This is a genomic window from Halomonas sp. BDJS001 (genome assembly GCF_026104355.1).
Classification (GTDB): domain Bacteria; phylum Pseudomonadota; class Gammaproteobacteria; order Pseudomonadales; family Halomonadaceae; genus Vreelandella.
Genome location: NZ_CP110535.1, coordinates 1,181,421 through 1,198,298, shown reverse-complemented (window position 1 = coordinate 1,198,298; position 16,878 = coordinate 1,181,421). Strand labels below are relative to the sequence as shown.

Here is a 16,878-nt window from a genome sequence, read left to right as displayed (position 1 = left end):
GGCTGCTCCCCGCATTGACTACGGTTTACGCGGGGGCTAAAGCCTTACCTCCACGGCTGGATCAGTGCCGGGCTCTAACTGCTCACCGACCCAGAGCCGATGCAATCGGGTTTTGAGAATATCGCCGGGCCCAGAGATGAATTTAGGTTGTCCGAAGTGAGTCATCACTTCGTGCTGGCGCTCTAGTGCACGACGATCCTGCGAGACCACTGGGGCCAGGAACAATCGTATGGCTGCTTGTTTGAGCCAGCTTGGCGCCAACCCCTTGGGTGTCGAAAAGCGCGCGAAAGGCGTTAAACTGTTTCCCGTCGCTGGCGTGAAAATGGCGGTGACACATAACGTCAACTTGGTCTCACCTTCCCACCGCGCTTGAACCGTGGTGGGCGGATAATAGCGCGAGACGCTGCGCGAGCGGTCGCGCTCCAAAAAGCGCGACATCAGGCCATAATCGGGCTGGGTTTGCTCGATGGCCATATCGATCCCATCGCCGTGACTGGTAACAATCAGCTCCACGGGCAAGCGTCGATCCCGGCGACGAATAAAACCATGGTGGAGGTGATTGGTGTGGAACGGATCCATCACGTTTTCAACCGCATCGTAGGCACGCCCCACCCAGGTGCCTTGTTGCCACCAGAAATGATCAAGTTCAGGGTTGCCAACATCAGGCGGTAATACAGGCTCGGGCGGTGCCGCGTCAGAAAGCGCCACAAAGATACCGCCGTGCCGTTCAACCACGCGCAGTGCATCAGCCTTCAGCCGTTGATCATGGGCCGTATCGACCAAACATCCGGGCACTTCGGTGCAGGTTCCATCGCTTGCGAAGCGCCAGCCGTGGTAAGGGCACTCGAGTGCCCCCTTATGCACACGCCCTTCAGAAAGTGGGTAATTGCGGTGCGGGCAGCGATCGACCAAGGCACCAATCCCCTCTTCGCTGCGAAAGAGTGCAATCGGTGTATCGCAACACATGACCTTTTGCGCTTTGCCGCGTTTCAGGTCTTTCGATAAGGCAACCAGGTGCCAGGCATCACGGACTGACTGGGGGAATGTCATTAAGGCAACTCCTCACCATTCCACTCGAGATCGTAAGTAGTGGCGGCATTTGTTGAGATAGTGTGTTTGAACCCCGTCAGGGCGAAAGAGGCGGCATCGCAAAGCGCACCAAGCAAAGGCCAGCGATCACCAGGCCGAGACACCACGTCGCGCCCGGTAGCAACGCAGCGCCACCAATCGCGCATACGCGCACCACGCACCGCCTGCGGCAGGCCAAATACGACCATCGCCGGGCCAAGATAAAGAGTGCGTAGCGCGGCCTCAGGTGCGGCGATCCCGTCACCGATTGCATGGGCCAGATGACCGGCACCAGTGAGCAGATGCACACCGCTCGTCGCGCGCGGATTGCATTCGAGTAAGTAGACAGCGCCAGCTTCATCGAACATTGCATCGCAGGCGAACTGCCCATGAATGGCGGCACACTGCGCTAGGCGAGCAGCTATTTTGCGCAGCGTTTCGCGATGGTGGTCCGCGACAGGTTCGAAAGCATAGCCAGCTCCTCCGCCCAGGCGCCAGCTGGAACGGTAGGCAGCAAAGGCAACCAATTCTCCCCGATGCGCCACGCCATGAAAGCAGACTTCTTCGCCATGAATACGCGCTTGTGCCATCCAGGGTTCGTCAGGGCTGGGTGTAATAGCGGACAACGCACGCCGGCCTGGGGCGACCAGTGCGCTATCACCAAATCGGCTAAAGCGCGGCTTGAACACCCACTCGCGACTTCTGCTAGCGAAGCGAGTCAAGTCTTCTACGGAGTCTATCGGATGGCTTTCCGGCACGGGCAGGCCCCATTCGCCACAGTGGCGCGCAAAGGCGAGCTTGTCGTGTAGTTGGCGTAACGTGGCAAGGTTAGGCACAAACAGGCGCTCACCCAATCGGCACTGAAGGGCGGGCGCCGCAAGATGGAAAACCTCCTCGCAGGTCGGCACCACCCGCTCGAAACCGAAGGTATCGACTAGCTCGACAATACGCGCGCGGAAGGCTGCGCCCTGCTGCCGAGGCGCGGGATAGCGGTGAACCCGCGCAGGGGCTTTCGACCAGCTCGCCATGCGCACCGGTACGCTGTCAGCCAGATGCGGCTCCCATCCGGCCGCGGCGAAATCCCGGGCAATATCCAGCGCGGCAACCGCCCGGGCGCCAGTAATAAGCACGCGTCTAGCCATCGCGCCACACCACCTTACGGCGCTTGGGGCCGCTCCACGCGCTTAGATCATGAACGACCTCAACCGGCACCGGTAAATCCCATGCCTGGCTCAGCGACCGTGCAGCAGTCGTTGCGCTTGGGGTGGAAATCGGGGTGGAGATCGTGGTTGAGATAGCATCTGGGCAAGGCGGTGACAAATGCAGCACAACGCGCTCAGGCCCTGCTTCGGCCTGCCAGATCTTATCGCCCCCCAGCACCGTCTCAAGCGCGGCTACCACTTGAGGTGGCGTAACGGTGCGACCCTCAAAACGCCAGATATCGTTCACCCGGCCTTGAGGCGCATGGATGACACGACCCGCAAAACCGCACGGGCAGGAACAAGCGTCGAGTTCCAGATAATCGTCGCCGCGAACACGGACAATCGGTTGGCTGGTGCGGCGAAGGTCGGTAATGATCGGTCGATAGCCGGGCGTGCCGGGAACCGGCTCAAGCTCGATAGCCATCGCATGATCGTTGAGATGCAGCCTGCCGTTGGCACACTCAGCGGCCAGAAACCCTTCGGTCGCTTGGTATATTTGGCGTGGCCTTACCCCTAACCGCTCGGTAAAGAAGTGGCGCTCAGCTTCACCGGCGGGTTCGCTGCCGCAAAACAGATGCTGCAGCGAGGGGAAATGCGCCCCTGCTTCAGCGAAAGCGGCCAGCCGATGGGGCGGTGCGATCAGGATCGTCGGCTCGAACTGCGCCAATTCCGCAACGCTCTGTTCAATCGACGCTTCGAGGGGGAAATGGGCAAACGTAAACCGCCCTCGCCCCACATCGCTGTAGAGCGCATTACTGGCGCGCAAATGCAGGACGAGCCGTTGGCGCTTGAGCAAAGCACGCGCCGGTAGCAGTCGGGCCAGACTCTGGCCGATGTAGTCGGCACGCTCTGAAGGGCTGGCAAGGAACAGCCCTCGCGCACCGCCTCCTGTTCCGGTCGACCAGCCTGCCGACAATTCGCCAACAGCTGTGCCTTGCTCCGCGGCGGCGGCCAACCCGCGCAATTCCTCATCGCTCATACCTAGGCTGTTCCAGGCACCGTAATCAGCACGAAGATCCGCGATGTCAGTGACCGGAAACTCAGCCAGATTGCCACCGGCATAGCGTGTAAGTGCGGGCGTACGGGCGATGACAGGCTGTAGTTTGCGCCACATGCTGGCTCGCCGCGCAGCCAGTTGCCCCGACGACAGGCTCAGCGCACGCCGCGTTCGTATCCACGCGGCTAAGACCCGGTCAGTTCGCATCATGGTCACCAAAACGCTTGGCACTGGCAGCGCAATGCGAAGGTAGGATGACCAAGTCGCCATTGCAGCACGCCGCCTCGCTCAACAGGTTTAGCGTAGCGCGATAACGCCGGGTATCGCCGAGAAGCGCGGTAGTAAGCCGCGGCGGCGGTCGGCGCTGCGTGATTGACTTGCCAAGCCACACCGCGTCGGCAGCCAGCAAGACCTGGCGATCGTCGGTGGTGCGCAGTGCCAACCCCCAGTGGCCAACGCAATGACCGGGCAGTTCCACGGCGATCAGGCTACCGTCACCCAGGATGTCACGGCCTTCATTAAAGGGCGCAAATCCGCTGGGTAGCGCCACTGCTGGCGCATCTTCGAAAAAGCGAGCATTGGCATCGGCCGCCTGGGGAACCAGCGCAGGCAGCAGACCCTGGCGCACGCGGCCAAAGCGACCCGGTTGGCGCAATTCGGACAGACCCGCACGGGCGCAATAGACCGGCCGCTGGGCAAGGTGGCACATCCCGGCGACATGATCGCCATGAAAATGCGAGATGATGGTGCCGGCAATCGCGCTATCTTCAATCCCATGGGTCGCGAGCCAGACGCTCCACGCCTGCTGTGCATCGATTTTGACCGGCGTTGTCCAGCGATAGAACCGCTCGGGAAACGTCTCAGTTGCATCGATAAAAGCAGGATCATAGCCGGTATCAAACAACAAAATACCCCGCGCCGGGTGCTCAATCACCCCCACCATGGCGGGAAAATCAACCGCACATAGGCTCCCACCTGAGAGAGTAGCGATCTCTGGATGGCGGCATAAACCGCGTTCAAGCCAACGGAATCCGACGCGGATCATGGCTGCTTTTCCTGCGTGGCAAGCTGCCGTGCTTCGGCCAGGAGGGTTGCCAGTGCATCATGCTGGGGTCGGTAGCCGAGTAACCGCTGAGCAGGCTCGAGATCAAAGGTTTGAGAGTAGGCCAGCGTCGCCAGCTTGTAGCGGGTCAGCATTGGCTCCTGGGCGGAGCGCATCAGCAGCGCAGCATTTTCACTGAGCACAGCGATAGCACGCGCCAAGCCAACCGGCAGCGAGACAAGCTGCGGTGTTTTTCCCAACGCATTGGCAAGCTTATGAGCCACTTCGCGTACCCTAATGGGGCTACCTCCCGATATGTTGATCGCCTTTCCGGCAAGCCCGACTGCCCGCTCCTCAGCGGTGCAGATGGCCCATGCGGCGTCGCGCAGATCGGTCAACTCAATCAGCGCCCTGCCCCCACGCGGCAGCGGCATCCGCTCGCGCCCCGCCAGTTCGGTCAGCTTGGGTAGGATCACCTGATCGCCCGGCCCCACCAGTGCACGCGGGCGAATGGCGCAGCAGGCCATGGCGTCTGCCCGCGGCGCAAGCACGCTGCGTTCCGCCGCGAGCTTGGTACGTGCGTAGTGGTTAAGTGGCTGAAGCGCGGGGGCGTCATATTCGCCGATGGCTAACCGGTCACGATACGCGGCAAAAATTGACGGCGAAGAAACAAACACGAAACGCTCTACGCCCGAGCAGCTGGCCGCTTCAAGCAATTGTTCGGTCAGTTGAAGGTTGTGGCTCTCAAATGCTCGCCGGGGGCCCAGCTGGCCGATAAGGCGGCGGCATGAATCACGCTATCGGCATCCTTCAGGAGCTCGCGAAGCTCAGTTTCTGGGTGGGTAAGATCTACCCTAACGAACTGCGCGCCGAGTGACGATAGCGCCTCGCCCGCAACCTGCGAACGCCCTGTGGCTCGCACAGCATGTCCGCGCTTTAACGCCTCGCGCACCAGCGCCATGCCCAGCCCGCCGGTCGCCCCGGTGATAAGGATGCGCCGCTGACTCATAGCTTGAGCACCATGGCACTGGCACTGATCCCCGCGGCGGTACCCAGCAGCAGAATATAGTCCCCCGGCTTGGCAATCCCCATCGTGAGTGCGTGGGCGAGCACCGTTGGAATTGAGGCGGCTATCTGGTTACCGGTCGTTGGGAAGATATTGACCACGCGGTCACTGTTGGGCGCGAAAAGCCGCTTGATATGCTCGACCCCTGGCGCACTCGCCTGGTGGCAAATCACGCAGGCGAGATCATCCTTGCTTATTTCCGCCTGGGTGAGCGCACGCTCTATGACACTTGGCAACGCTTTGGCAGCAGCCTTGAAGATGCCAAAGGCATCCATTTCGAAATAGGAGCCGGCGACCAGCGCTTGGTAACCTTCGGCAATACGCAATTTTGTGCCGCCCGCCCGAAGCTGCGCTAGCGCGTGGTGAGCACCATGGGTGACCGAAACGCTTGAACGCATTCCACACGTTGTGTCTGACGTTGCCTCAATCGCCAGTGCCGCTGCGCCATCGCCAAAGATGGAGCGCGTCTTCGGCTCCTCGGGGTTAAGCCCTGCCGACGCGATGTCGCTAGAGAACACCAGCGCGCGCCGCCAGCGTCCACAAGCAATGCCCATGGCGGCGATATCCAGTGCCACCATAAAGGATAAACAGGTCTGGTTAACGTCAAAGCTAGGCACACCGGACTGGCCAAAGCCGAGACGGTTCTGGACTAAGGCGGCTGTAGACGGAATCGGTTGCTCCATAACGCCGCAACCGCCGATGATGACGTCGGGCGGCGAGTTGCCCCAGCCTGCGCGGTTCAGCGCCTCGCGGGCGGCCTCGGTCGCCATCATTGAGGTGGTCTCATCCTCACTCGCAACATGACGCGTGGCGATACCGAACTGGCGTTCAGTCCAGCCAGGAGAGTGCCCTTGACGTTCGTCCAGGGAGCGCGAAGTTTGCTGGATACGAGGGCGATAACTGCCCCACCCGGCAATCGTGAAGTTGCTAATCATATGTCCATTTCTAACCGATTCGCTCTCATACTCTAATAAAGCTTAATATCAATCAATTAGAAATTAGACGGCGCGCAATTTATGGTTAACCTGGCGGATTGCGTAAAGGAGAGCCAATCACACGCTAAATATAGCCTTCCAGCTGTCAGACCGGCGGCACCATCGTCAATGGCTGAGGCGAGATCCCACTTGATCACATAAGGCATGGCTGCGATGAACCACAACACTGATCAAAAACCCCGGCGCTGGCTCAATAGTGCTACCCATCACCACTGGCTGACCCGCGAAGGGCTTGCGTTGTTCGAATTCCATCGTCAGGCGCGTCTGGCCTCTGGCGGTTTTGCGGCGCTCGATGGTGATGGGCGTATCCCTCACGGCGCCAGTGCCGACACCATGCTCACCGGGCGTATGGCCCACAGTTGTGCTTTAGCAGCGCTACAGGGCGTACCGGGCGCTGCTGCTCTGTCCGAACATGCGATTCGTGCTTTGGAAGGCAAGCTCCGCGACGAGCAATATGGCGGCTGGTTCGGCGCCGACCCCGCCGCCAGCGACGACCACACTAAGCAGTGCTATACCCACCACTTCGTCGCCCTCGGGGCCGCCACTGCGACCCACGCCGCCATTCCTGGCGCGGCGGCTCTGCTCGAAGAGGCCGTCGGGGTGATCAACACTCGCTTCTGGTCGGCGGACGAGCAGGCCTTCGTGGAGAGTTTCAGCCAGGACTGGAGCGAACTGAGCGACTACCGCGGCGGTAACAGCAACATGCACGGCGTAGAGCTGTGCTTGGCGCTGGCCGATGTGCGCGACGAACCACTGTGGCTTGATCGAGCGCTGGCCATCGTTGAACGGCTGATTCACCGCCACGCGGCTCTCCGGGATTACCGCATCCTCGAGCATTTTCATGGCGACTGGTCAGAATGGCCGGAGCACAACGCCGACCGCCCCGACGATGGCTTCTACCCCTATGGCGCCACACCGGGTCACGGTTTCGAATGGTCGCGCTTGATGCTCCATCTGGAGGCGGCGCTTGAATCTCGCGGCCGCGCAGCTCCTTCTTGGCTATTCACTGACGCCGCGGCGCTATTTGACGCCAGTCTGCGTGACGGCTGGGCCACCGACGGCGCTCCGGGGCTAGTGTATACCGTTGATTGGGCGGGACGCCCAAACTCCCTGCGGCGTCGCCACTGGACTCACGCCGAAGCACTGGCCGCCTCTGCCGCGTTTCTAAGGCGCACAGATCAGCCCCACTACGAGCGCTGGTATCGGCGGCTTTGGGATTTCATCGATACCACTTTTATAGATCGCGCGCGGGGCGGCTGGTATCAGGAACTCGACGGTAAGCTACAGATCGACACTGCCGAAGGCGACATCAAGCCCGATCTCTACCACGCTTACCAGGCAGCGCTGCTACCGCGGCTCCCCTTGTCACTCAACTTAGCGTTGACTGTCGAGCGGCTGTAGTAGTTCAACCTTTACCCGAACTGATCGTATTATGACCACCTGAGGTTAGCTGCCAGGGTAGTGGTCACTGTGGCTAACCTAGCTATTTTTCGACTGTCGCTAATCGTACATACTCTGGAACTCTTTCCTTGAATAATTTAATGAGTTCAAGCTGCATTAACTCATAGTGATCCGGAATAGATTCAAAGCTCCCCCTAGGCCCGGCTATACTGCCTGCCTGAAGCGCAGCGATGACTTTGACGTATCGAAGCGGAGGCATTCGAGTGACGCGCCTGGCTAGCTGCTCCTAAGCATGTACGCCCGATGCTTCCGCTCTTCTCGCATGATATAGAGGACGAGAACCCACCTCTCATCCATTTACCCAACAACCAGGAGGAGAACATGCAGACGATCAAACTAGGCGGCGTAAGCGTACCCCGTATAGGCCAGGGCACCTGGCATATGGGCGAGAATGCTGGCCAGCGGCAGGCTGAGGTCAGGGCGCTGCGTGAAGGGTTGGATCTGGGCATGACGCTGATCGATACCGCCGAGATGTATGCGGAAGGCGGCGCGGAAGAGGTCGTTGGCCAAGCAATCCGTGATCGGCGCGAAGAAGTGTATCTGGTCAGCAAGGTTTACCCGCACAACGCCAGCACCCAGGGTGTTCAAGCCGCCTGTGAGCGCAGCCTGCGTCGATTGGGCACCGACACTATCGATCTCTACCTGCTGCACTGGCGCGGCCAGTACCCACTGAGCGAGACAGTGGAAGCTTTTGAGCGGCTACGCGAGCAGGGCAAGATCCTGCGCTGGGGCGTGTCGAACTTTGACATTGACGACTTGGCAGAGCTCGACGCACCCGCTTGCGCCACCAATCAGGTACTCTACAACCCTGAAGCACGCGGCATTGAATACGACCTGCTGCCCTGGCAAGCACAGCACAACATGCCGCTCATGGCCTACTGCCCGATCGGCCAAGGCGGCACGCTACTGCGTGACGCCACCCTGCAACGCATCGCCGACAAGCACAGCGCCACGACTGCGCAAGTCGCCCTCGCCTGGGCTCTGCGCCACTCCGGGGTGATGGCTATCCCTAAAGCCGTGAATCTGGAGCATCTCAAACAGAACGCCGACGCTGATAAACTCAGACTCGACGAAGATGACCTGGCCCAGATCGATGCCGCCTTTCCTCCGCCATCGCGTAAGCACTCTTTGCAGATAGTGTGAGGACGCGCCATTAACGGATCAGGATAACGGACTAGGACAGGAGCGCTGCCATGTCACTGCACGCCCGACAACCCAACGCCTGGATCAGCTTCCTCGCCCACCTGCTGTTTATCCTCGCGACCTGGACGCTGTTTATCAAATACCTGTTTCCGGTTGGTTACGCGCTAGCATACGGCGAGCCCTGGGCACGCTATGTCTATTGGGATCTATGGCCAGTGGCTCACGTCTGGCTTGGCTGGGCGCTGCTCGAACGGCCTCGCTACACGCGTGCCTTGGCGGTGGGCATGTCCGTCATTGAAATCCTCATCATCTGCACCATGTTCACCCGTTTTCTTGCCGACCCTGAGTGGTCGATCTGGCGCACCAACTGGTTTGTGAATAAGGTATTTGTGCTGACCTGCTTTGTGCTGGTGTTGGCTGCCACCCTGCCGAGTCAAAAACATCGGAAGGAGCGACCATTATGAATCCTCGCATCAACATCACCCGCCGACAAAGCCTTGCGCTCATCGGCGCTACGTTCGCCGCCATGACGCTTCCCACCGCATCGCTTCTTGCCAACACCGGCGGGATACAACAGAAGACCTTTGCGGGCACGGACAAAAAACTGCCCGTTATCGGCATGGGCACCTGGCGCACCTTCAACGTTGGCAACGACCCAAAGTTGCTCGATGCGCGTACCGAGGTGGTCAAGGCATTTTTCGAGCATGGCGGTGGCCTGATCGACTCCTCGCCCATGTACGGCTCGGCGCCGGATGTGATGGGCTATGCCCTGCAACAACTCGGCACGCCCGAGAGCCTGTTTTCCGCTGAGAAGGTCTGGAGCCCCGCCGGTGGTTCCGCCCGCGAGCAAGTGGCCGAGCTGAAAGAGCGCTGGACACTAGATCACTTCGACCTGGTGCAGGTGCACAACCTGACCGACTGGCGCGAGCACCTGGCCGCGCTGCAGGAAATGAAAGCCGAAGGCGTTATCGGCCATGTCGGCGTTACCACCTCCCACGGGCGCCGCCACCGCGAGATCGAGCAAATCATGTCGTCTGAGGATATCGACTTCGTTCAGCTCACCTACAACATCACCCACCGCGAAGCCGAAAACCGGCTACTGCCCCTGGCAGAAGAGCGGGGCATCGGCGTGATCGCCAATCGGCCATACGATGGCGGCAGCCTGATCAAGAACCTCAAACGCCGTAACGCGCCGTTGCCCGAGTGGGCAAAAGAAGAATGCGGCTGCACAACCTGGGCGGACTTTCTGCTCAAGTTTATCGTCAGTCACCCGGCGATCATCTGCGCGATCCCCGCCACCACCCAGGTCGAGCACCTGCGCGAGAATATGCGCGCCGGCCAATCCCCCATGCCTTCGGCCGATGCCCGAACGCGAATGGCCGACACTATCGAGTCACTATGAACGCCTGGACGAGCTACCAGTTGCAGGACTTTATCCCCTTCACCGCGGAGGTTTACTTTCGCCTGCTGGAGCGCATGGGCGAAACCTTCTGGCCGCTGCATCTACTGACACTCGGGCTCGGCGCCGCGACCCTTGCGCTGGCGCTGAAAAACCGCCCGCGAACAGCCTGCCTGCTACCCGCCCCGCTCTGGGCCTTCGTCGCCGTCGCTTTTTTCCTTCAGCGCTATGCAGAACTCAACTGGGCCGGAGGCTATGTTGGCTATGCCTTCTTCGCCCAGGCCGTGCTGCTGGTAGTTATGGCGCTAACGGGGTGGGGAATGGATAAAGCCCCGCGTAACACAAGCCCGCCCGTCATTCTGGGCACCGCCATCACCCTCTTCGGCCTGATCATCATGCCGCTGATAGCGCCGCTGAGCGGCGGTTCCTGGTACCAGGCGGAAGTGTTCGGCATACACGCCGACCCCACGGCGGTCACCACGCTGGGACTTGTGCTTATCATGCTGCGGGGCGTCGCTCTCTGGATCGCCGTCATCATTCCCGCGCTCTGGCTGGTAATTTCAGGGCTGACCCTGCAGGTGCTGGATGCACCGGGCGCCGTCGTGCTGTTTGGGGTACTGGCGATTGTGCTGGTTGGGCTGGTCTGGAAAAGTATGTTGAGCGCTAGTCTGGCCGCTCGTGAGCACGTCGATTCTTGAACACTTTACAGGGCTTACTATAAAACTTGGCTATTGACTGGGACGAAATCAACTCCCGCAAAAACACGAAAAAAGCAGGTAGCAAACCAGCCCGATTTTGTTTATGACCGCGCTGGACATGGAAGAAAACAGGCTTCCCCCTCCCCTTTTTTGCCCCCGTCTTCGAAACCGGAAGCGAAATGCAGCCGTTGGTCTACGGTTAGAAGGGGGATATCTGCTTTTCGGCCCACGGACATGACTGGCGACTCTGATGACTGACTACTTTGTTCAGGCGTTTATATACCTGGTGGCGGCGGTGATCGCGGTACCGCTGGCCAGACGGTTTGGCCTGGGGTCGGTACTCGGCTACCTGGTGGCCGGTGTGGTCATAGGGCCGGTGGCCGGACTGGTGGGCCAGGAGGCCATCACTCTTCAGCATTTTGCCGAGTTCGGCGTGGTCATGATGTTGTTCCTGGTGGGGATGGAGCTTGACCCCAAATCCCTCTGGGCCATGCGGGTGCGGTTGCTCGGGCTTGGCGGCCTGCAGGTCGCACTGACCGCAGCCGCCGCCTCCGGCTTTGCCTGGTCGCTGGGGATGGCCTGGCAAACCGCGGTGGCGGTGGGGTTTCTCTTTTCCCTCTCCTCAACGGCGATTGTCCTGCAGACGCTGACCGAAAAGGGGCTGGTCAAAACCGAAGGCGGCCAGAGTGCCTTTTCGGTGCTGCTCTTCCAGGACATTGCGGTGATTCCCATGCTGGCCGTCATCCCGCTACTGGCCGTGTCCGGAATCTCCGCCACCGACGCAGAGCATGGACACAGCAGCCTGAGCCTGGTTGAGAACCTGCCGGGCTGGGCGCATGGGCTGGCCGTTGTTGGTGCGATCATGGTCGTGATTGTCTGCGGCCATTACCTGAGCCGGCCGCTGTTCCGCTACGTGGTTCAGTCCGGCATGCGGGAAGTATTCACCGCCACGTCCCTGATGCTGATTATCGGCATCGCGGCGCTGATGAGTCTGGTAAACCTGTCGCCGGCGCTTGGCGCCTTCCTGGCCGGGGTGGTGCTGGCCAACAGTGAATTCCGGCACGAGCTGGAAGCCAATATCGAGCCATTCAAGGGGCTGTTGCTGGGGCTGTTCTTCATTACCGTGGGCGCGGGGATCAATTTCGGCGTTCTGGCGCAGTCCTGGGATACCATCCTGCTTCTCGCCCTGGCGGTGATCGTTGGCAAGGCGCTGATTCTGGTCGGCCTGGCCTTCGCTTTTAGTATCCGCGGCAGTGAAGGCTGGCTGTTCACCCTCGGGCTCGCCCAGGCCGGTGAATTCGGGTTTGTGCTGCTGACCTACAGCACCCAGAACCACGTCATCTCCACCGAGAGCGCGCAAGTGCTTTCACTGGTGGTGGCCCTGTCCATGTTCCTGACGCCGCTGTTGTTCATTGTCTATGACCGGGTGGTACTGCCACGCTATCAGAAGGCTTCCAATGAAGAAGCGGAGCCGGATGAGATAGAAGAGCAGGCGCCGGTGATCGTGGCAGGGGTCGGCCGCTTCGGGCAGATCGTTTGCCGGTTGCTTCGCGCCAACAACATTCCCAGCGTTGCCCTGGACCACGCCCTGGAGCAGGTCGAAAACCTGCGCCGGATCAGCTGAAAAGTTACTTTGGCGACGCCACCCGCATCCAGCTGCTGGAAACCGCCGGCATTGCCGAGGCACGCCTGCTCATCGTCGCCATCGATGACCGCGATCGGGCCGTGAGCATGGTGCGCCACGTCAAACAACTTTATCCGGAGGTCTGGGTACTGGCCCGCGCCTTCGACCGGGGCCATGGTTACGAGTTGCTTGAAGCCGGCGCCGACGACGTGGTGAGCGAGACCTATTACTCCGCCCTGGAACTCGGCAGCGAGGCCCTCACAGCCATGGGCGTTCACCCACAACGCGCCCGCCGGATGAGCCAATCCTTTGTCGCCAGTGAAAAAGCCCACGAAGATCAACTGTTCAACGCCTGGCGCAACATCGAGGAAGGCATCCACTTCAGCCCGCGCTCCGGGGAGCTGTTCATGAAGCTGGACGAGTCGCTAGGGCACGCCATGCGGGAAGACGCCCGGCGAATCGAGGACGAAGCACCGGCGTGGACACCACCAAGGAACAGTGGTTGATCACAATAATAAAAGGCGGGCTGGATGAATTGTTCCGAAACGAATGTGGTTCTGCGGCTTCATGGTCACAAAAAGGAATGGGGGACGGCGTTAGCCGTTGACGACGGAAGGGACTGACTGCCAGGGATGGGTGTGACCTATTGGCTCTGACTGGCTAACTGGTGTCCCGGACGACCGGTGCACCGGCCAAGGTGAAGGTCTGGCCGCCGTCAAATGCCAGGGGGTCGATTCAGCCGCCAAGTCCCCTTCGCCAAGGCGCCAGCCCAGATCCGCGCTCAAGACGCCAGGTCGTCAGTATGATTTTTCCAACGCCGAGGACTCCTCGTGGGCATGTCTGATCCGACGAACCCTCCACCAGATCAACAGCATCACGACGGGTACCAATACCGACATCACCGGTGTGACAACATCGTAAATGAATGGAATTCCCTTCAGGAAATAGCCTGAAAGACTCACGACGTAATATGAAATTGCTGCCACAGACAGGCCTTCAACCGTTTGCTGAAGACGCAATTGCAGCTTGACGCGGTTGTTCATCGACGCCAGCAAGTCCCGATTCTGGCGTTCCAGTTCGACATCGACCCAGGAGCGCAGCAGTGAGATGTTTCGGGTCAGTTCGTCGGAGAGCTTGGCCTGGCGCTCTTTAACCGAAAGGCAGGTTCGCATCGCAGGTGCAATACGGCGCTGAAGGAAATCCCGCCAGGTGAAGTATCCGGATACGCCCTCTTCCACTAGCGCTGCCAACCTCTCTTCAACAATCTCGTAGTAAGCCCGGCTGGCGCCAAATCGATAGAGATTCGCAGCAACGCAGGCCTCCAGTTTTGCCGCCAGACTGGTCAATTCTGACAGAAGGAGGTGGTTGTCACGCCGCGCTTCAGAGTTCGTCGACATCTCATCAGTCATCATGGCCAGTTGTGACTCCATGCTTCGCAGCTCCTTCGTCATTGACCTGGTCAACGGCAACGACAATAAGGCCAAAATCCGATAGGTCTCAATCTCCAGAAGACGCTGCGCCAGCGCCCCCGCTCGCGCGGGTTTTAAATCACGCGCAAGGATCAGGATGTGCGTCAGGCCGTCCTCATCCTGTCGGAAATCGGTGAGGATAGCAGCGTCACCACCTTCTACCAGCGAGTAACAAAGGCTGGAAGGATCGAAGCGATCTACCTCCTTCTCAGTATCTGAATTCCATGGAAGAAAGGTCAGGCGCACGCCCGATACCACAGGGCCGGGAGGGATGAATCCATGCTTGAACGGATTCTCGCCGCATGGTTCTCCGGTTTCGGGATCAAGCTCAGCACACCACAGATACGTCGAATACTCCGAGTGCTTTTCGCAATGCAGGCCTCCGTCTTCCCAGGCCAAGCCATGAAATGACGTAGATTGGTCAGGCTCAGCCACGCGGAGACGACCAGACAACTCATTCATCGCCAACTTATCCTTGGCCAGGTCTCCTCCGGTCATGAAAGCGAACTGCAACATCTGCCTCGGGGCCTGAATCATGAGGTGTGGGCGTGCATGCACTTCGTTCACGGCCGCCGCCCTATCGGCATAGGCAGGCATTCCATACACGGTGTCGGTTGAGGCCGGCTGACCGTTCGGATTGTGGGTCGACTCGGTCATAATGACCTCAGGTTGACGGGTAAAGGAAATACAGAGTGGAACTCTAGTAACACTATAGCTCACTATGCGAAGGTAAACCCTGTGAGCGATTACGCCTCGACGTAACATTTGCCAAAGAACAGGGTCAAGGCAGGGAAAGTTCCCGTCTGATGGCCTATACTAAGTAGTGAAGAAACCTACACCAGCTATCGCGACTCCACGGTGACACCACTCTGGACGCGTTCAGCGGATCGGGAGGTGTTTCTTGCAGCGCACGACGGACATGCCCGACAGCATTACCACGACGCTCACCTATCTGGTCAAGCACGACGCGAAGCCCTATGTGCATACCGAAGCCCTGACCGGTGCCAGTGAACCGCGCTACTTTGCAGAACAGGAGGAGCGCGACGTTACGATATACAATGGCCGACCACTGGTAGACAGCCTATCTCTGGACAAGCAGGGGTTCGAACTTCATCGGCGGGATACGGTGGTCGACGACCTTTACGACGATACGTCGGTGGAAAGCGTCTACTACGCCGAAGTCGAGGCGTTGATCAAAGAGCTGACGGGCGCGAGCCGGGTCGTCATCTTCGACCACACCCGGCGTACCGATGCCGAGCAACGGGGCGTTCGCGGCCCGGCCAGCCGCGTACATAATGACTACACCGAGCGCTCAGGGCTTGAGCGTGTCCGCGACGTGCTGGGCAGCGAACAGGCCGACGCGCTGGCGGCGATGCCGGTCGCTCAGATCAACCTCTGGCGCCCCATCAGTGGGCCCGTCAAGCGTTCGCCGCTGGCCCTGCTGGACGCCTCGACGCTCGACCCCGATGACCTGCTGGCCACCGACCTGATCTATCCGGATCGTACCGGTGAGATCTACCACCTGGCGTACAATCCGCGCCAGCGCTGGTACTATTTTCCGGACATGCGCCGGGACGAGGCCTTGCTGATCAAAGGGTATGACTCGCGTCACGACGGCCGTGCCCGCTTCACCCCCCATACGGCCTTCCAGGATCCCCATACGCCGCCGGGGGCCCCACCTCGCGAGAGTATCGAGGTTCGCACCCTCGCCTTCTTCGGCTAGATTTTGAACACTGGCGATGGCTTACCCGTACAGTTCCCGGCCGGCTTTTATGCCGACATGGCGAAGTCAGGTAAAACGAATTGACCGATTTCCTCAACGACCTCGCCGACAGGTCGTTGGCCGTATTTCAAATTGATAATCACATGGTTTACGCCGATCTCCTGCAACCTGTGGAGCAGCGCAATAAGGTGATGCCGTCCCAGTTGATACCCCAAGTGGATCGGCCGTGGGGGTGTCTGCGGGTTATCTGTCAGGTCGAGGTAAAGTGACTGGGTGAAGGGTTTGAACAACTCGCCACATTCATCACGAACCGCCGTGCGCCAGCTCTCGACAACCACTTGCTGGGCCTTCGGGGGGCGCGGATAACTGATCCATCCATGACTGTAGCGGGCGATCCATTCCAGCGTCTGGCGGCTATGGCCGGTCACGAAGAATGGAATTTCCGCTGTGGTTGGCTTGGGAATCAGATCGGCTCCCTGAAGCGTCCCGCCCGACCAGGTCATAGGCACGAAACTGCTGAGCTGCACCTCGCGAAATACCTTGAGGTACTCGCGGAACAGGCTGCCACGTTGCTCCGGGTCGACACCGAATGCCGGAAACTCTACCGGACGGTCACCGGAAGCCACGCCGAGTAACAGACGGCCACCGCTGAGTTGATCGACACTCGTTGCGGCCTTGGCAGTGTGTAGGGGATTACGGATTGGCAGGATGACCGACGCGGTACCCAGCGCAATCGAACGGGTGTGTGCGGCCATAAAACCCAGGTAGACCCAGGGATCGAACACCTGGCCCGAATCCCCGAAGCTGGGGTCGCGTAACGGCACGTCCCGAAACCAGAGAGCAGAGAAACCCAGTTGTTCGGCACGTTGGGCCAAGCTTACCTGGTTGGCCATAGTCGGCATATCGCCGGTAAAGGCTTCGAGAGGGAAGAAAAGGCCCAGGCTCAGGCGCCTTGGCGGTAGGTGCGCTGAAAGCCAGCTTGTTGCTGATA

Annotated in this window: 17 protein-coding genes; 8 read left to right on the top strand and 9 right to left on the bottom strand. The window is 60.0% G+C overall.

What is annotated here, in order from left to right:
* Nucleotides 1-36: 36 nt before the first annotated feature.
* Genes OM794_RS05505 through OM794_RS05475 form a run of 7 tightly spaced genes read right to left on the bottom strand, consistent with a single transcriptional unit; the run spans nt 37 to nt 6,310 of the window.
* Entirely contained in the window at nt 37-1,050 is a 1,014-nt protein-coding gene (locus tag OM794_RS05505) for an aromatic ring-hydroxylating oxygenase subunit alpha (protein WP_226248401.1), read from the bottom strand.
* The gene (locus tag OM794_RS05500) at nt 1,050-2,210 is read right to left on the bottom strand and encodes an ATP-grasp domain-containing protein (protein ID WP_226248392.1); all 1,161 of its coding nucleotides are present in this window, start codon (nt 2,208-2,210) and stop codon (nt 1,050-1,052) included. The genes OM794_RS05505 and OM794_RS05500 overlap by 1 nt, the downstream gene beginning before the upstream one ends.
* Nucleotides 2,203-3,477 carry a hypothetical protein gene (locus tag OM794_RS05495; protein ID WP_226248389.1) on the bottom strand — a complete coding sequence of 425 codons (1,275 nt, stop codon included), beginning with the start codon at nt 3,475-3,477 and terminating at the stop codon, nt 2,203-2,205. The genes OM794_RS05500 and OM794_RS05495 overlap by 8 nt, the downstream gene beginning before the upstream one ends.
* Nucleotides 3,464-4,312 (bottom strand): MBL fold metallo-hydrolase, encoded by an 849-nt coding sequence (locus OM794_RS05490; protein WP_226248387.1) that lies wholly within the window; start codon nt 4,310-4,312, stop codon nt 3,464-3,466. Before OM794_RS05490 ends, OM794_RS05495 begins: the two co-directional genes overlap by 14 nt.
* Nucleotides 4,309-5,025: an NAD-dependent epimerase/dehydratase family protein gene (locus tag OM794_RS05485; RefSeq protein ID WP_265154335.1), complete on the bottom strand. Its 717-nt coding sequence runs from the start codon at nt 5,023-5,025 to the stop codon at nt 4,309-4,311. Before OM794_RS05485 ends, OM794_RS05490 begins: the two co-directional genes overlap by 4 nt.
* 8 nt (nt 5,026-5,033) lie before the next feature.
* Nucleotides 5,034-5,318: an NAD-dependent epimerase/dehydratase family protein gene (locus tag OM794_RS05480; protein ID WP_265154334.1), complete on the bottom strand. Its 285-nt coding sequence runs from the start codon at nt 5,316-5,318 to the stop codon at nt 5,034-5,036.
* Nucleotides 5,315-6,310: a 3-oxoacyl-[acyl-carrier-protein] synthase III C-terminal domain-containing protein gene (locus OM794_RS05475; RefSeq protein WP_226248384.1), complete on the bottom strand. Its 996-nt coding sequence runs from the start codon at nt 6,308-6,310 to the stop codon at nt 5,315-5,317. Before OM794_RS05475 ends, OM794_RS05480 begins: the two co-directional genes overlap by 4 nt.
* Nucleotides 6,311-6,523: 213 nt before the next feature.
* On the opposite strand from OM794_RS05475, the gene OM794_RS05470 reads away from it, so the two are divergent.
* From OM794_RS05470 to OM794_RS05440, 7 genes are all read left to right on the top strand, one after another.
* A complete protein-coding gene (locus tag OM794_RS05470; protein ID WP_226248383.1) occupies nt 6,524-7,771 on the top strand; it encodes an AGE family epimerase/isomerase in 1,248 nt (415 codons plus the stop codon).
* A 381-nt stretch (nt 7,772-8,152) separates the two neighbouring features.
* Entirely contained in the window at nt 8,153-8,974 is an 822-nt protein-coding gene (locus OM794_RS05465; RefSeq protein WP_226248382.1) for an aldo/keto reductase, read from the top strand.
* A gap of 50 nt (nt 8,975-9,024) precedes the next feature.
* Nucleotides 9,025-9,438, top strand: coding sequence for a hypothetical protein (locus tag OM794_RS05460; RefSeq protein ID WP_226248380.1), 414 nt, complete (start codon nt 9,025-9,027; stop codon nt 9,436-9,438).
* Complete coding sequence (locus OM794_RS05455; protein ID WP_226248377.1) at nt 9,435-10,376, top strand: aldo/keto reductase; 942 nt, start codon at nt 9,435-9,437, stop codon at nt 10,374-10,376. Before OM794_RS05460 ends, OM794_RS05455 begins: the two co-directional genes overlap by 4 nt.
* Nucleotides 10,373-11,071 carry an MFS transporter permease gene (locus tag OM794_RS05450; protein WP_226248375.1) on the top strand — a complete coding sequence of 233 codons (699 nt, stop codon included), beginning with the start codon at nt 10,373-10,375 and terminating at the stop codon, nt 11,069-11,071. Before OM794_RS05455 ends, OM794_RS05450 begins: the two co-directional genes overlap by 4 nt.
* Before the next feature lie 250 nt (nt 11,072-11,321).
* Complete coding sequence (locus OM794_RS05445; RefSeq protein WP_265154333.1) at nt 11,322-12,695, top strand: monovalent cation:proton antiporter-2 (CPA2) family protein; 1,374 nt, start codon at nt 11,322-11,324, stop codon at nt 12,693-12,695.
* On the top strand, nt 12,608-13,201 hold the full coding sequence (locus OM794_RS05440) for an NAD-binding protein (RefSeq protein WP_265154331.1): 594 nt from the start codon (nt 12,608-12,610) through the stop codon (nt 13,199-13,201). Before OM794_RS05445 ends, OM794_RS05440 begins: the two co-directional genes overlap by 88 nt.
* Before the next feature lie 291 nt (nt 13,202-13,492).
* On the opposite strand, the gene OM794_RS05435 is transcribed toward OM794_RS05440, so the two are convergent.
* The gene (locus OM794_RS05435) at nt 13,493-14,821 is read right to left on the bottom strand and encodes a DUF3422 family protein (RefSeq protein WP_226248371.1); all 1,329 of its coding nucleotides are present in this window, start codon (nt 14,819-14,821) and stop codon (nt 13,493-13,495) included.
* Nucleotides 14,822-15,065: 244 nt separating this feature from the next.
* Here OM794_RS05435 and OM794_RS05430 point away from each other — a divergent pair, with 244 nt between their 5' ends.
* The gene (locus OM794_RS05430) at nt 15,066-15,887 is read left to right on the top strand and encodes a CmcJ/NvfI family oxidoreductase (RefSeq protein WP_226248370.1); all 822 of its coding nucleotides are present in this window, start codon (nt 15,066-15,068) and stop codon (nt 15,885-15,887) included.
* A gap of 47 nt (nt 15,888-15,934) precedes the next feature.
* On the opposite strand, the gene OM794_RS05425 is transcribed toward OM794_RS05430, so the two are convergent.
* Complete coding sequence (locus OM794_RS05425; RefSeq protein WP_320442901.1) at nt 15,935-16,789, bottom strand: LLM class oxidoreductase; 855 nt, start codon at nt 16,787-16,789, stop codon at nt 15,935-15,937.
* Between the last annotated feature and the right edge of the window lie 89 nt (nt 16,790-16,878).